This is a genomic window from Empedobacter sp. GD03865, assembly GCF_029840775.1.
Lineage (GTDB): Bacteria > Bacteroidota > Bacteroidia > Flavobacteriales > Weeksellaceae > Empedobacter > Empedobacter falsenii_B.
In genome coordinates this window covers 22250-37235 of record NZ_JAOCDF010000037.1, presented here as the reverse complement: position 1 = coordinate 37235, position 14986 = coordinate 22250, and the positions used below count along the sequence as shown (strand labels likewise).

Here is a 14986-nt window from a genome sequence, read left to right as displayed (position 1 = left end):
TTAATATAGAAAGAGCCACTTTATAGTGGCTCTTTTTTTGTAACTTTTTCCAAATTTTAATCAATCAATACCAATGGAACTATATTATTCTTTTTCGGTTCTAATTGTTCTTGCTGCATTATTTTCTTATGCAAACCTTCGATTCCTAAAATTACCTGGAACAATTGGAATTATGATTATCGCCATGTTAGTATCTATCGCTATCCGTTTATTGGGAGATAGCTATTTTCCTGATGCTACAAAAGACATGTTTCAACTCTTTAATAGTTTAGACTTCAATGAAATATTGATGGGCGCAATGCTTAATTTTCTGCTTTTTGCAGGCGCAATGCACGTTAATATTCTCGATTTGAAAAACTTGAGATGGACAATTGCTACTTATGCTACAATATCAGTAGTATTATCAGCATTTATTATATCAGTAATTTTATATTACATTGCGCCATATTTTGGTATTCAAATTCCGTATATCTATTGTTTATTGTTCGGAACATTAATTTCACCAACTGATCCAATCGTTGTATTAGGAATTTTGAAACAAGCAAAAGTTCCTAAAATTATTGAGACAAAAATTACAGGAGAGTCACTGTTTAATGATGGTGTGGCCGTTGTAATGTTCGCAGTAGTTTTACAAATAGCAACTAATCCAAGCTTTGATGCTGATTTTGCAAGTGTTTCAAAATTATTCTTGATGGAAGCTGGTGGCGGAATCTTACTTGGATTATTACTTGGATTTACAGCGTCTAATTCGATGAAAAAAATTGATGATTATAAAGTTTCAGCTTTAATTACATTATCGATTGTAATGGGAGGATTTTTGATTGCAAAAGAACTTCATGTTTCGAGCCCTTTAGCTATGGTTATCGCAGGTTTAATAATCGGAAATTATGGAAAAAAATTCGCAATGAGTAAAACAACTCAAGATTATTTAAACAAATTTTGGGAGCTTATTGATGAAATAATGAACGCCATTTTATTCCTTTTTATAGGTTTCGAATTGTTGTTAATAGAAGATTTAATGGATCAAATTCTATTAGGAATTGCCACAATTTTTATAGTCCTATTATCTCGAACATTATCAATTGTTATTCCAGCTCGTACTATTTTAAGAAAAAACACTTTTTCTAAAGGTTCACTTATTGTCTTGGTTTGGGGAGGAATTCGTGGAGGAGTTTCAATTGCATTAGTTCTTTCGATGCCAAATTCGGAATGGAAAGATTTGTTATTAGAGATTACATACATCGTTGTTTTATTTTCAATCGTTATTCAAGGTTTAACTGTAGGTAAAGTGGCTCATCGTGTTCTAAAAGACGAATCTGATGAAGCAAATAAAGAAGAAATGGAAGATTATCTTAATTCATCTAAATTGTAAATAATTATAAAATATACAATTAAAAGGAACAAGCGCATCTATAGATGCGCTTGTTCCTTTAACAGAAGTTTAGAACTTAAAATGGTTTAGTTCACGAATTAATCTTTATTTTTAATAGAAATTAGAACAAGCCAACAGAATGAAATTAAAAGATTTATCTAATCAACTCGAAATATCTTTAGGAAGTTTACAGAATTTTATCAATGATTTTAATATTGATTTGAGTTTTTGTATTGACGAAAATTTTAATGTAACACAACAATTTATAACATTTTCGGAAGAGAATAAAGATTTCTTAAAAAGATATGCCGAAGATTATTCCAAAGAAAAAACAATAGAAGAAATCGCTAAAACAATTGGAGCGAAAGAAGAAGAAGTGCTTCATTTTTTTGTAACAAATGGAATTCCTGCCGAGGTTGCAAAGCAGATGAAAACGGGAGTGTCAAGTTATTTGATTCATTCTTACATTGGGGGAAAATATCCGTTTATAGAAAAAGCATTTCCGCAATGCGAAGATTTTTCTGGTAAAAGTTTAGTTGGTTATACCGATTTGTATTTTTATATGACTGATATGTTAGATCCATTTATTAGCAAAGATCAAGGAGAAAGTTGGGGAATCTCAAAACCTGCTGGCTTGATTTTGTATGGACCTCCAGGTAGTGGGAAAATATATTGGGCAAAGAAAATAGCGGATATGATTGGTTACGAATTTGTACATATTTTCAATGATTATTTAGTTGGGAATTTTGATAACAAAAAGAATAAATTCTCCGATTTTCTTTCAAAAAAGATGAATCAACCTAAAACATTATTGTTTATTGATTCGTTCGACGAAATATTACATTCTACTTCTGTAAATACCATTTATCCCGAAATGGTCGATTTGTTTTATTCCGTTCTTAGACATATTCAGAAAAATGATACGAAAGAACTTTTGATTGTTGGAGCTGTTGAATCTTTAGCAAATTTGAATGATGAAATCGTTGCACCTGGTCGTTTTGATTTACATATTCCGATTTTTCCTCCAACTTTTGACGAGCGCAAACAATTACTTCTACATCACATGACTACGAATTTGGCGCAAGATTCTCCGTTATTATCAATTTTGAAAAATCAAAATGCGTTGAACAAAGATTTCTGGACGCCTTATGCGGCTGAAATGAAAATTTTCTCAAATACAATGATGATTGATTTTACACAATCGCTTAAAAAACGTTTATATGCATTATACAGAAAAGATGAAACGAAAAATATTGTGATGACAGAAAAGGTATTGTTTTCTGCATTTCAAGAAGCAAAATCGAAATTAACGCCTGATTATTTAAAACATTGCGCAATTTTCTTAACAGAAGCCAAGCAAAATGTTGGTCAAGATTTTCCGCATCGTCTGATTGAATTAAATGCTGATTTAGAGTTTTATTTATCATCAAAAGAAATTCCGATTACTAAAATTGGTTTCAAGCAAAGTGATGAAGCAATTTCTCCTACAGCTCAACAAGCAGTTGAAGAAAATAAAGAAGTTCAGAATAAATAATATAAACCACAAAAAAAAGCGCTCTAAAAGCGCTTTTTGATTTTATAATTGATTAAAACTTACAAAGTTTTTAATGTCAATAATAAGATATTTCCTTTGTAAAGATGTAATTCTTTTCCAGAAACTTCGTAACGATTTACACTTTTCAACATCGATAAAAATGCTTTTTCTTCTTGCAAATTAGGACAAGCCATTTTGGTTTCAGAGAAATTAACGAAGCTGGTTACGCCGCTAACTTTTGTAAAAGAAGCATTGAAATTGTTGCAACCCGCAAAACCACTTACAGTCGAATTCGCTTCGTCAATAACCAACATCACGTCTTTATCGTACAAACCTTTTACTACGTTGTTATCGTTGATCAAATACCAATTTTGATTTGAAATTGAAACTTCCGCTTTAGGTTTAATTTTAGCAGTACTTGCGCTTGTAGAACAAGAAGTTGCTATAAAACTCATCAAAAGAGTTGCTGAAAATAAAGTTACAATCTTTTTCATTTTTCGGAATATTTTATCTCAACTCAGCGTTGAATTTTTCTTGATACAATTTGATTAATTTATTCATTAAACCATCAATTTCTTGATCGCTTAATGTTTTATTTTCGTCTTGAATCATAAAACTTAAAGCATACGATTTTTTACCAACTGGCAATTTATCTCCTTCGTAAACGTCGAATAAATTAACAGCTTTCAACAAATTCGTTTTCACTTCTTTTGTAGCTTTGTACAATTCTTCATATTTCACAGAAGAGTCAAGCAATAAAGCTAAATCTCTACGAGAACCTGGGAATTTAGAGATTTCTTTGTATTTCAAATCGTGTTTGTTTGCTAAAGCAACCATTGCATCCCAATTTAATTGAGCAAAGAAAACATCTTGATTAACGCCTAATTTTTTTGCTAATTTTTTGCTGATGATTCCAAGTTTTCCTAATGATTTTTGAGCAGAAACAAATTCAATTCCATCTAAGAAATTATCATCTTTTGCAGGTAACTCATCTGTAATTTGAATATCTAATCGAACAAAAATTTGTTTAATCAAACCTTTCAAATCAGCAAATGAAGCTTTACGTAAATTTCCTGTCCACGATTCGCTATTAAAGTTTCCTGAAAGAACGATTCCTAAACATTTATTTTCTTCGTAAATCCCATCAATTTTGCGGTAAACTTTTCCAAACTCGAATAATTTAACATCCGAATTACGACGGTTGATATTAAACGCAACATTTTCTAATAAACCATTCAACAAAGTGCGACGCATAACAGCTAAATCAGCCGAAAGCGGATTTAACATGGCAACACTTTCTCCTTCTGGATAAAAGAAAACTTCTTCGTATTCTCTTTTCGTTAACGAGTTATTCATCGCTTCATTGAATCCGAAAGAAATCAATTGACGCGCAATAAAATCTTCGATTTTATCTGGACTAACTTTTTGATTTGGAACATAAGAAAACGAGAATTTTGAAGGAATTTCGATATTATCGTATCCATAAATTCTCAAAATATCTTCGATCAAATCCACGTCACGTTGTACATCTACACGATAAGCAGGAACTTCTAAATCTAAAATTCCATCATTTTCTGACAAAATTTTAATTTCTAAATTCTCTAAAATCGATTTGATTTTATGTTCTGGAATTTCAACTCCTAATAATTCAACCACCTTATGTAAACGTAATTTTACATTAAAATTTTGAATTGGATTTTCGTAAATATCATCAATATTAGATGCAATTTCAGCTCCAGCAATTTCAACTAACATCATCGCAGCTTTTTTCAATGCATCGATTGTCGTGTTAGGATCAATTCCACGTTCAAAGCGGAAAGAAGCATCTGTATTCAACGCATGTGCTTTTGCACCTTTACGAATTGTTACAGGTTCAAAATATGCTGATTCTAAGAAAATAGTTGTCGTAGCATCCGAAACTCCAGAATCTTTTCCTCCGAAAACTCCCGCAATACACATTGGATTATTTTCGTTGCAAATCATTAATTCATGTCCTTTTAATGTACGTTCAACGCCATCTAAAGTTGTGAATTTTGTTCCTTCTGCTAATTTTTGAACGATCACTTTATTTCCTTCAATTTTAGCTGCATCAAAAGCATGTAAAGGTTGTCCTAAATCGTGTAAAATATAATTGGTAATATCAACCACATTATTAATTGGCGATAATCCGATAACTTTCAAACGATTTTTTAACCAATCTGGTGACTCAGTAACTTTTACATTTTTCAAGTAAACAGCTGCATAACGAGGTGCTGCTTCTGTATCTTTAACCTCAATAGAAATAGGACTTTTTCCAAAATCTGTCGTAGGATAATTTGAGACATCATATGTTTTGAATGTTGACGCGATATCACGAGTTTTAAGGGCCGTATGTAAATCACGCGCTACACCAAAATGTGACATTGCATCCGCACGATTTGGCGTTAAACCAATTTCGATTTCGTGGTCAACTTCATCATTTTTTCCGAAAAGGTCGAACGTAGAAGTTCCAGGTTTTAAATCTTCTGGTAAAACCAAAATACCAGAATGATCTGTACCAATTCCTAATTCTACTTCAGAACAAATCATTCCGAAAGATTCTTCACCACGAATTTTTGCCTTCTTGATTTTAAATTCACCATCTGGTGAAGGTAAAACCGTTCCGACAGTTGCCACAGGTACATTTTGACCTTCTGCAACATTAGGAGCTCCACAAACAATTTGCGTTTCTTTTCCGTCTCCTAAATCTATTTTAGTAACTCTTAATTTATCTGCGTTTGGATGAGGCACAGCTGATAAAACTTTACCAACTAATACGGTTTCCAAATAATTTTTAGCTCCACCTACTTGTTCTACACCTTCAACTTCTAGACCCGTACTTGTAAGTGTTGAAGACACTTCATCAAGTGTGATATCTGTATCAATGTAGGTTTTTAGCCAATTGTATGAAATTTTCATTGTATTGTATAAATGAATTTTATGTATTCTTTTTGATTATGCGTTTAACATAACTGGCATAACTAACATTAAGATTTCTTCGCCATCTTCTAGTCCATCAACTGGTTTGATGATTCCTGCACGATTCGGTTCAGACATTTCTAATGTTATTTCTTCTGATTGTAAATTGTTCAACATTTCGATTAAGAAACGAGAATTGAAACCGATTTGTAAGTCAGTTCCGTTGTAATCACAAGGAAGTCTTTCTTCTGCTTTGTTTGCAAAATCGATATCTTCAGCAGAAATTGTCAATGAATTTCCAACTAATTTTAATCGAACTTGGTTTGTTGTTTTGTTAGAGAAAATTGCCACACGTTTCAAAGATGTCAAGAATAAGTTTCTGTTAATCGTTAATACATTTGGATTTTCTTTTGGAATTACCGCTTCATAATTAGGATATTTACCATCAATCAAACGACAAGTTAACACGATGTTTTGGAATGAAAAACGTGTATTTGTATTGTTGTATTCGATTGTTACATCGTCATTATTTCCTCCTAAAATATTTTTCAATAAGATAAGTGGTTTTTTCGGCATAATATATTCAGCAGCTTGTAAATTCTCTAAACCATTGCGAGTATATTTTACCAAACGATGCGCATCTGTAGCAACAAAACGGAAAATATCTGCATTTGCTTGGAAGAAGACTCCTGTCATAATTGGACGTAATTCGTCGTTTCCTGTCGCAAAAATAGTTTTGATAATTGCTTCTGATAAAATGCTTGCACTAAGTGTTGTAGAGCTTGCGTCTTCGATATCTGGCGTTTGAGGATATTCGTTTGCGTCTTCGAATGCTAACTGATAATTTCCTTGTTCTGAAACAATTTCCAACGTATTTCCTTCTTTTTGGATAAAAGTAAGCGGTTGCGCAGGGAAAGTTTTCAACGTATCAGTTAAGATTTTTGATGGAATTGCAATTTTTCCATTATCATTAGACTCAACTTCTAAAGTTGTTGAAATTGTTGTTTCTAAATCAGAACCAGTGATAGTTAATTGGCTACCATCCAATTCGAATAAAAAATTATCAAGGATTGGTAAAGTATTATTAGAGTTAATAACCCCTCCGATTAAGTTAACATTTTTTAATAACGTGTTGCTCGATACAATAAATTTCATATGAAGAATATTTCCTTAAAATATCTAACAAATGTAATAAATAATCAAGTAAAAAACTCAAACCTATACATTAAATATTATATAGAATGGCTTGTTGTTGATTATCAAACAGAAAGATGATTGTAAATTGATTGTTATTATTTGTTTAAATTTTCTTTGAATTAAAAACTTTTCACCCGTAAATTTGTCTTGTATATCGAGACTTTTAACAAATCTTTTTGACCAAATCTCATCCAAAAAGATTAATTTGAATTTAAAATACTATTCTATGAAAATTGAATTGAATTTAGAAGGAAAAAATGGAGTTTTTATACTTCTTGATGAGAATAATAAAGAAGTTGGTGAATTAACTTTTATGCTGAAAGAAAAACAAATGTTGATTAATCATACAGGTGTTAATCCCGAATTGAGAGGACAAGGTTTGGCCGAAAAATTAGTGTTAGAAGCTGTAGATTACGCAAGAAAAAATCAGTTGAAAATCATTCCATTTTGTAGTTATGTGAGCGTTTATGTTGGTAAACATCCAGAAGTGCAAGATGTAATTTAGAAAATTATGAATTTAGAAAAAGTTTTTGAACACAACCAAGAGTGGGTAAATAAACGTTTAGAACAAGACGAGCAATATTTTGATAAGCTTTCGGCTGGTCAAAACCCAGAAGTGCTTTACATTGGTTGTTCAGATAGTCGTGTGACGGCAGAAGAGTTGTTGGGAGCGGAGCCAGGAGAGGTTTTTGTACACCGCAATATAGCTAATATGGTAATTAGTTTGGATATGAATACCACTTCTGTTTTGGACTATGCAGTAGAACACCTAAAAGTGAAACATATTGTAGTTTGTGGACATTATAATTGTGGTGGGATTAAATCTGCAATGCTACCGAAAGATTTAGGAATTATGAATCCTTGGTTACGTAATATTCGTGATGTTTATCGTTTACATTCAGAAGAATTGAATGCAATCGAAAACGAAGGAATGCGTTACAACCGTTTGGTAGAGCTAAATGTACAAGAACAATGTGTCAATGTGGTAAAAAATCCTTTTGTGCAACGTGCAATGGAAAATGGATTGGAAGTACACGGTTGGGTGTTCGATTTGTTTACTGGAAAATTAATTGATTTGAATTTAAACTTCGATACAATCTTAGAAAATATCAAAGAAATTTACGATATCAACGAATAAATTTAACATTTTGTTATATTTGGTATAATAATTGTTTTTAACACTGTTAACCAAACTATATCAATGATTAACAACCGTTGGATAAAAAGAATCGGTATCGCTTTAATTTCTATTATTGCGGTACTTTTTATTTTAAGTTTTTACATCTCCTATTTTCTGAATGATCGACTTCCAAAAATCATTGCAGAAAAAAACGATACGGCTTATAATCTGACTTACGAAGATTTGAGTTTTTCCGTTTTTAATTCTTCACTATCATTAAAAAATGTCGAAGTTTCTCCAAAAGATTCTTTGTTGATAAAGGATTCGATTGACGCAACAGGAAAAGTCAAAGAAATAAATGTAGTTGGAATTAATTTTTTCAAGTTGATTACCAAAAAAGAAGTTGCGGCGCTTTCTATCAATATCAACAATCCTTCTGTTAATTATTATCTTAAAGAGAAAAAAGATTCGATCAAAAAAGATACAGCGCAATCTAAAGTTGGGCAAAGTATCGATGTTTCCAATGTAAATATCAATAATGGCGAGTTCAATTTGTATTCTCAATCAGGGAAAAGACATATTGCAAATGTTTCTAATTTTTCGATCGATTTTGACGGCGTTCGTTTCAATGAACGAACAGCGGACAAAAAAATTCCGTTCAGATATTCTGCTTTTGACATCAAATTAGATTCGATGTTTTTTGTAGTAAAAGATCAACAATTGATTAGAGCACGAAAAGTTCGTTTTAATGAAACTGATTTTGAGTTGGATAATTTCTTGATGAAACCGCTCAAAATGAACGGAAAAATGTACGTTCCAAACGATTCTGAAAATGATTTATTGGATATTGAATCACCACTTCTTTCGCTTTCTAAGATGGATTGGGGATTTACTTCGGAAGATAAATTATATTTTAAAACAGATTTAATCAAATTCAAAAATCCAAAAATTACCATTATTTCTGCCAAACCTGAGAATAAAGTTGAGAAACAATCAACTAAAAAAGTAAGCATAAAAACGGAAGATGCGGAGTTAATTAATATCAAAAAATTACAAATAGAAAACGGTAAAATTCGGTCACTTTTCTCGAATGCAAAAACGGTAAAATATGCAATAAACAATGTTGCGTTGAATATCGAAGGAATAAAAATGAATGCGTTGACACGTACAAATGATATTCCGATTGATTACAAAACTTTTCGTATTAAGTTGGATTCGATGTATTATCGTTTGAATGAAATGCACACGTTGACAGCTTCTAATTTTGATTTGACAGAAAAGAAATTGATTCTGAAAAATTTCAAAATGAAACCATTAATTTCAAAAAATCAATTTAATCGAAATTATACAAAATCAAACACATTATTAGATGTCGAAGCACCAATTTTGACGTTAAATAATAACAGTTGGGGAATAAAAAATGGTGATTTCTATTTTCATACAAATTCAATCAAATTGGATGAGGTAAATGTGAAAATCATTGATCAAAAGAATGAAAAAGTTATTGCGAAGAAAGTTGAAAATGTAACAGAAAAGTTCTTGATTAATTTTAATCTTGGAATTGATACGATTCAAATCAAGCAATCGCGTTTTATTGCTTCACAAAAATTTGATTTCAATAATGTTAATTTGAAGGTTTTAGGATTGAAAAATGATTATGGGAAAGAACTTCATGTTAATCATGTTATTTTCAAAAATCCAAAATTTACGATTTATGGACAACCAAGACGAGTGGCGCAGCGCGAAGGAAAAACCTCAAAAGAGTTTAATGATGTTATAAAAGTTGATAAAATTTCGTTGGTAAATGGACATTTAGATGTGGTTCCTTATAAACAAAAAACGCCGAATTTAACATTGAAGCAAATTCAGTTAGCGTTTAATCAAATCAATGTTGATCCAAAAACAATTCAAGAAGCAATACCATTTTCGTATAAATCTGTGTTGTTAAAATCTTCAGGAATTGATTTCGATTTAGGAAAAACGTATAAGATGAATACTGGAGCTTTGCAATTTCAGAATGGAAACTTGACGTTGAATCAATTAAAATTAACGCCAAAACTTTCTCGAAAAGCGTATACAGCTTCATTGAAAAAACAAGCCGATTTATATACAGTTTCTGTCGAGCAATTACAAGGAAATGGAATTCAGTGGGGAATTTCTCCATCCAAAGATTTCTTTTTGAAAGCGAATCAAATAAAATTGAACCAGCTTTATGCAAATATTTATAGAAGTTTGATTCCACCTGATGACACAAAACGTAAAACAATGTTTTCACAAAAATTACGTGAAATGAAATTTGATTTAGGTGTGAAGCAATTGCAATTGGTCAACTCTAAATTAGAATATGAAGAGGAAACGGCTAAAAGTATCGGAACAGGAAAATTGACGTTTTCGTCGATAAATGCAACGGTTAAAAATGTCAATTCGGGTTATCGTAAAATATCTTTACCAGACGTTGATGTTGATTGGCATTCAGAATTTATGAATGGAGATTTGCGCGCAAATTGGACATTTAATCCAATGAATCGTTCTGAGAAATTTAATATCAATGGTTCAATTTCAAAACTTCCTGCAAAAAATCTTGATCCTTTTGTGAAACCGTATCTTAAGGTTTCTGTAGACGGATTTTTTAATCAAATAAAATTTAATTTTGATGGAAATGATAAAGTCGCTGGTGGAAATTTTGGAATAGATTATCAAAATTTGAAAGTGAATGTTTTGCGTGATGATGGTTCGAAAAGGAAACTATTATCAGCAGTTGGAAATGCAGCGGTAAAGAATGATTCTCGTGGAAAAATGAAAGAAGAAAAAGTAGAAAATATCGAACGAAAACAGGATAAATCATTTTTTAATTTCTTTTTAGCTTGTATCTTAGACGGTCTTAAAAAAGCACTTTTAATTATTTAAGAAAATGAAAAGAACAGTCTTCATAACCGGAGCAACATCTGGCATAGGAATGGCGACAGCAAAGAAATTAGCAGCAAATTATCGCTTAATTTTGTGTGGTCGTCGTCAAGAACGATTAGATGAAATTCAGGCAGAATTGAGTAAAATTACGGACGTAAAAACCATTCAATTTGATGTTCGAGACAAGGAAGCTGTTTTTAATGCAGTAGAAAGTTTAGAAAATGAGTGGAAAAATATTGATGTTTTAATCAATAATGCGGGAAATGCACACGGATTAGCACCTTTTGATACAGCTGATTTGGAGGATTTGGAAGCAATGATTGACATCAATGTAAAAGGATTAATTTACGTTTCGAAAGCAATTATTCCAATTCTTAAACAATCATCAAATGCGCATATCATCAACCTTTCGTCGATTGCAGGAAAAGAAGTTTATCCAAATGGAGGAACATATTGTGCGTCGAAAGCGGCGGTAGAATCGTTGAGCAAAGGAATGCGTTATGATTTATTACCTTACGGAATCAAAGTTTCTAATATTGCGCCAGGAGCGGTAGAAACAGAATTTTCTTTGGTTCGTTTCAAAGGAAATCAAGAACTTTCGGATAATGTGTACAAAGGTTTTGAGCCATTGGTTGGTGAGGATATTGCAAATGCAATAGAGTATTTGTTGCAACAACCAGAACATGTACAAATTGCCGATGTTACAATCTTTCCAAAAGCGCAAGCTGGAGGAACTGTTTTCTTGAAAAAATAATCTATTTCGAAAAATTGATGTTGATAAATAAGGACGGAAGTAAAATTCGCTTTTTAACGGAAAATGCAAATGCGAAAGTTTTTAAAAATGTGTTGATGAGTATTAACAGCGATGATCAACAAATGTACATGATTATGGATGGTGAAATTACGGCATCCGAAATGAACAAAATGGTAAAAGAATCTAATAAATAATAAAAAAGCTGAGCATCGCTCAGCTTTTCTATTTCAATATTTTTTCATAACAAACACTTTCTTCGATGTCTTTGTATTGATCGTAATTTTCGATTCTTCTGTAATCACATCGTTCATACAACGCGATTGCTTCGGGTTGTTTCAATCCGGTTTCCAAAATACATCGTTCATAATTTAATTCGATTGCCCAATTTTCTAACTCATTCAGAACTTTAGCTGCAATTCTATTTCCTCTAAAATCAGGATTTACATACATTCTTTTCACTTCCATCGTTGTATCATAATAATGTTTTATAGCGCCACAACCAACAGGATTTTCGTTTAAATAGGCGATAGCAACGTGATTTATTTTGTCAACTTTATTGTATTGCGAAAAGAAAGAATGAAATTCGCCATTTCTTATCGCTAAATCTTTATCTAATTCTGTTACCAATTCTTGAAAATCTTTGTTAGAAGAATTTGTTCGAATGATTTTTACTGAATTCATTTTATTGCTTTTCCTCAAATTTAATAAAACTTAAGTTTTTTTTGTAACGCTAAATTCTATTTTGTTCTGCAGTTTTTTCCGCTTGTTTCGCTTCTTTTACTTTCTGGTTTCCGAAATTGTATTTCAAATTCAACATAAAGTATTGTGTATCGCGATAATCTTTGAAATATTGATTTTGGTTTGCGTATTTCGTAGAAATCGTATTGCGATCAGTTTTAAAAATATCATTGAAAACCAAACCAATTTCAAAACGTTTATCCCATATTTTTTTGTTTAAAATCAAATATGTATTTTGAGAAGAACTAATATCAAATGAAGCTTGAATAGCTGGGGAATTATAATGATATCCTGTCGAAATATTAAATGTTTTTGCTTTGTCTAAATCCAATTGAGTGCTTAAAGAAATATAATAAGTAAACACATCATTTTTGTATTGTTGTTGATCTGGTCCGAAAAAATAATTTTGATTATATTCCACAAATGTAAATAAATTCAGTTTCCACCACGATTTTAGATTAAAATTTTTCGAAAGATTTGCTCCAAAAGCTTCTCCATTTTTGATGTTTGTAAAATGATAAACTTTTTCGAAAGTTTCAGGATTTTGAATAGAAATTTCCATCGCTGGATTTTTCTCGTATCGATAATAGGCTTCAAAATTCCAATCTTTCAAAGTGTAAGATAAACTCAAATTGTGAATAATCGTAGAAATTGCATTGGCATCGCCCTGAAAATAAGAAAACAGATTGTAATATGATTTTGAAGGATTCAAGAAATTATAATCTGGTCGATCAATTCTTTTTCCATAATTCAAACCAATTTGTCCAGTATTTTCAAAATTATACATGACGTATAAAGTTGGAAAAAGATCGGTGTTTGTTCGTTTATTTTGGCTAATTGGATTATCAGAAATCGTATTTATAAGAGCTGTTTCAGATCTCAAACCAGCTTTTGCTTCCCATTTTATCCATTTGTAATTTCCAGAAATATACAACGCAAAAATCTGTTCTTTGTAATCAAAAATATTACTTTTTTCGGGTTGATATTCGATTTGATTTTGAATCGACTCAAAGAAATCTAAATCATTATCATTCTTCACAAAACTATATTTCGCTCCCGCTTCCAAGCCGAAATTTTCATTAGTGAAACTATAATCAATTTGTGTAGAAAATAGATTCAATTTTTGAAGTGCAGCACTCAAAAAACGATTTTCTTCATAAGGTTTATCCTTGAAATTCAGTTTTGTTAAAACATCTTGATTTTCTTTGTAATAACGATGACTAAAATTGTTACTCCAAGTCAAATTATTTTTCGCAATTTTTTTGTCATAAACCAAATACGTATTAAAATTATTTGAAGCTTCGCGACGATGATTTTGTGTTTTATAAAATGATTCAAGTTGATTATTTGTTGTATTGTAAATATTTGTCGGAACGTTATAATTCCCAATTGAAGCAGGATTTCTAGAACCATTTATTCCAAACTGAAAATTCTGTAAACTATCAATTGAATATTGAGAAGCAAAGTTGTAAATATGTTGTTGTTTCGCAACTGTTCGACGAATCATGTCACTTTCCCAGCGTGTCTGATCTTTTTCATAAGTTGTTACATCAAAATTCTTGCGAACATATTTTCCATTCACAAAATAATAGCTTCCTGTTAATTGCCATTTTTCTGTGTTGTAAGATTGCGAAGTTCCTATCATTCCTTTGCTATAAATAGATTGATGATAGCGTGTTGAAATTTGTCCTTTGTAACCAGAAAGTACATTTTTTTTCATTTTAATATTAATAATCGCACTTCCAGAAGCTTCATATTTTGCAGGCGGATTGGTAATGACTTCAACCGAAGAAACTGTTGCACCATCAGTATTTTCCAACAATTGTTTCAAATCATCTTGGGACATTAATGTTTTTTTATCATTAATTGTGACTAAAATTTGCGTATTTCCTCTCACACTTAACTGTTCATTTTTTAGAAGAACATTTGGCGTGTTTTTCACGATATCCCAAGCACTTAAATTTTGCAAAGGCGTATTTTCGACATTAAATTCTATTCGATCAATTTTTCGTTTCAACAAAGGTTTTTGACCAGAAACAACAACGTCTTTTAAGTTAATTGTTTCATCTTTTTGAAGCGTGATAATCAAAGAATTTTCTGAGTTGGCTTGATATGTCTTTTCAAATTCTTGGTAACCAAATTCTTTAATGTAAATTGTAAATGATTGTGCTTGATGAAGCTCAAAATTAAATTCGCCATTTTCATTCGATTCAGTTACAATCGGATCTTGTGAAGGAATTTCAACTTCAATTGAACTATTTTTGATTGGTTGATTTTGCTCATCGATAATTTTTCCAGAAATAATTTGTGCAAAAATTAAATTTGGAAGTAGCAGAAAAAATGTTATTACTATTTTCATGGTTCAGATTTTTAACAAATCTCTTTCAAGTTTCGATTTTACTTGGTTAATGAACGGTTAACGATGAG

Annotated in this window: 12 protein-coding genes; 7 read left to right on the top strand and 5 right to left on the bottom strand. The window is 31.2% G+C overall.

Going from position 1 to position 14986, the window contains the following annotated elements:
• Window positions 1-73 precede the first annotated feature (73 nt).
• Window positions 74-1372: a sodium:proton antiporter gene (locus tag N5D46_RS12765; RefSeq protein WP_125350234.1), complete on the top strand. Its 1299-nt coding sequence runs from the start codon at window positions 74-76 to the stop codon at window positions 1370-1372.
• A 139-nt stretch (window positions 1373-1511) separates the two neighbouring features.
• Window positions 1512-2906, top strand: coding sequence for an ATP-binding protein (locus N5D46_RS12760; RefSeq protein WP_125350235.1), 1395 nt, complete (start codon window positions 1512-1514; stop codon window positions 2904-2906).
• A gap of 59 nt (window positions 2907-2965) precedes the next feature.
• Here N5D46_RS12760 and N5D46_RS12755 read toward each other — a convergent pair whose 3' ends face one another.
• From N5D46_RS12755 to dnaN, 3 genes are read right to left on the bottom strand one after another with little or no spacing between them, the layout of a single operon-like run.
• A complete protein-coding gene (locus N5D46_RS12755) occupies window positions 2966-3400 on the bottom strand; it encodes an META domain-containing protein (RefSeq protein ID WP_125350236.1) in 435 nt (144 codons plus the stop codon).
• A gap of 13 nt (window positions 3401-3413) precedes the next feature.
• Window positions 3414-5843: a phenylalanine--tRNA ligase subunit beta gene (gene pheT / locus N5D46_RS12750; protein WP_280050151.1), complete on the bottom strand. Its 2430-nt coding sequence runs from the start codon at window positions 5841-5843 to the stop codon at window positions 3414-3416.
• Window positions 5844-5879: 36 nt separating this feature from the next.
• Window positions 5880-6998: a DNA polymerase III subunit beta gene (gene dnaN / locus N5D46_RS12745; protein ID WP_280050150.1), complete on the bottom strand. Its 1119-nt coding sequence runs from the start codon at window positions 6996-6998 to the stop codon at window positions 5880-5882.
• Window positions 6999-7266: 268 nt separating this feature from the next.
• Here dnaN and N5D46_RS12740 point away from each other — a divergent pair, with 268 nt between their 5' ends.
• The 5 genes from N5D46_RS12740 to N5D46_RS12720 all read left to right on the top strand — a co-directional run bounded on the left by N5D46_RS12740 (window position 7267) and on the right by N5D46_RS12720 (window position 12015).
• A complete protein-coding gene (locus N5D46_RS12740; protein WP_125350239.1) occupies window positions 7267-7545 on the top strand; it encodes a GNAT family N-acetyltransferase in 279 nt (92 codons plus the stop codon).
• 6 nt (window positions 7546-7551) lie between these two features.
• A complete protein-coding gene (locus tag N5D46_RS12735) occupies window positions 7552-8178 on the top strand; it encodes a carbonic anhydrase (protein WP_114999136.1) in 627 nt (208 codons plus the stop codon).
• A 63-nt stretch (window positions 8179-8241) separates the two neighbouring features.
• Window positions 8242-11067, top strand: a complete 2826-nt coding sequence (locus N5D46_RS12730) for a hypothetical protein (protein ID WP_280050149.1) — start codon at window positions 8242-8244, stop codon at window positions 11065-11067.
• Window positions 11068-11071: 4 nt separating this feature from the next.
• Window positions 11072-11821 carry an SDR family NAD(P)-dependent oxidoreductase gene (locus tag N5D46_RS12725; RefSeq protein WP_280050147.1) on the top strand — a complete coding sequence of 250 codons (750 nt, stop codon included), beginning with the start codon at window positions 11072-11074 and terminating at the stop codon, window positions 11819-11821.
• 17 nt (window positions 11822-11838) lie between these two features.
• Window positions 11839-12015, top strand: coding sequence for a hypothetical protein (locus N5D46_RS12720; RefSeq protein ID WP_280050146.1), 177 nt, complete (start codon window positions 11839-11841; stop codon window positions 12013-12015).
• A 28-nt stretch (window positions 12016-12043) separates the two neighbouring features.
• Here the strand turns inward: N5D46_RS12720 and N5D46_RS12715 are convergent, their stop codons facing one another.
• The gene (locus N5D46_RS12715) at window positions 12044-12502 is read right to left on the bottom strand and encodes a GNAT family N-acetyltransferase (RefSeq protein WP_280050145.1); all 459 of its coding nucleotides are present in this window, start codon (window positions 12500-12502) and stop codon (window positions 12044-12046) included.
• 49 nt (window positions 12503-12551) lie between these two features.
• Window positions 12552-14918: an outer membrane beta-barrel family protein gene (locus N5D46_RS12710; protein WP_280050144.1), complete on the bottom strand. Its 2367-nt coding sequence runs from the start codon at window positions 14916-14918 to the stop codon at window positions 12552-12554.
• Between the last annotated feature and the right edge of the window lie 68 nt (window positions 14919-14986).

What these genes read in the sequence shown, in the direction of transcription:
- N5D46_RS12765 (WP_125350234.1), top strand. Translation starts at nt 74, where the DNA reads ATGGAACTATATTATTCTTTTTCGGTTCTAATTGTTCTTGCTGCATTA.
- N5D46_RS12760 (WP_125350235.1), top strand. Translation starts at nt 1,512, where the DNA reads ATGAAATTAAAAGATTTATCTAATCAACTCGAAATATCTTTAGGAAGT.
- N5D46_RS12755 (WP_125350236.1), bottom strand. Translation starts at nt 3,400, where the DNA reads ATGAAAAAGATTGTAACTTTATTTTCAGCAACTCTTTTGATGAGTTTT.
- pheT (WP_280050151.1), bottom strand. Translation starts at nt 5,843, where the DNA reads ATGAAAATTTCATACAATTGGCTAAAAACCTACATTGATACAGATATC.
- dnaN (WP_280050150.1), bottom strand. Translation starts at nt 6,998, where the DNA reads ATGAAATTTATTGTATCGAGCAACACGTTATTAAAAAATGTTAACTTA.
- N5D46_RS12740 (WP_125350239.1), top strand. Translation starts at nt 7,267, where the DNA reads ATGAAAATTGAATTGAATTTAGAAGGAAAAAATGGAGTTTTTATACTT.
- N5D46_RS12735 (WP_114999136.1), top strand. Translation starts at nt 7,552, where the DNA reads ATGAATTTAGAAAAAGTTTTTGAACACAACCAAGAGTGGGTAAATAAA.
- N5D46_RS12730 (WP_280050149.1), top strand. Translation starts at nt 8,242, where the DNA reads ATGATTAACAACCGTTGGATAAAAAGAATCGGTATCGCTTTAATTTCT.
- N5D46_RS12725 (WP_280050147.1), top strand. Translation starts at nt 11,072, where the DNA reads ATGAAAAGAACAGTCTTCATAACCGGAGCAACATCTGGCATAGGAATG.
- N5D46_RS12720 (WP_280050146.1), top strand. Translation starts at nt 11,839, where the DNA reads ATGTTGATAAATAAGGACGGAAGTAAAATTCGCTTTTTAACGGAAAAT.
- N5D46_RS12715 (WP_280050145.1), bottom strand. Translation starts at nt 12,502, where the DNA reads ATGAATTCAGTAAAAATCATTCGAACAAATTCTTCTAACAAAGATTTT.
- N5D46_RS12710 (WP_280050144.1), bottom strand. Translation starts at nt 14,918, where the DNA reads ATGAAAATAGTAATAACATTTTTTCTGCTACTTCCAAATTTAATTTTT.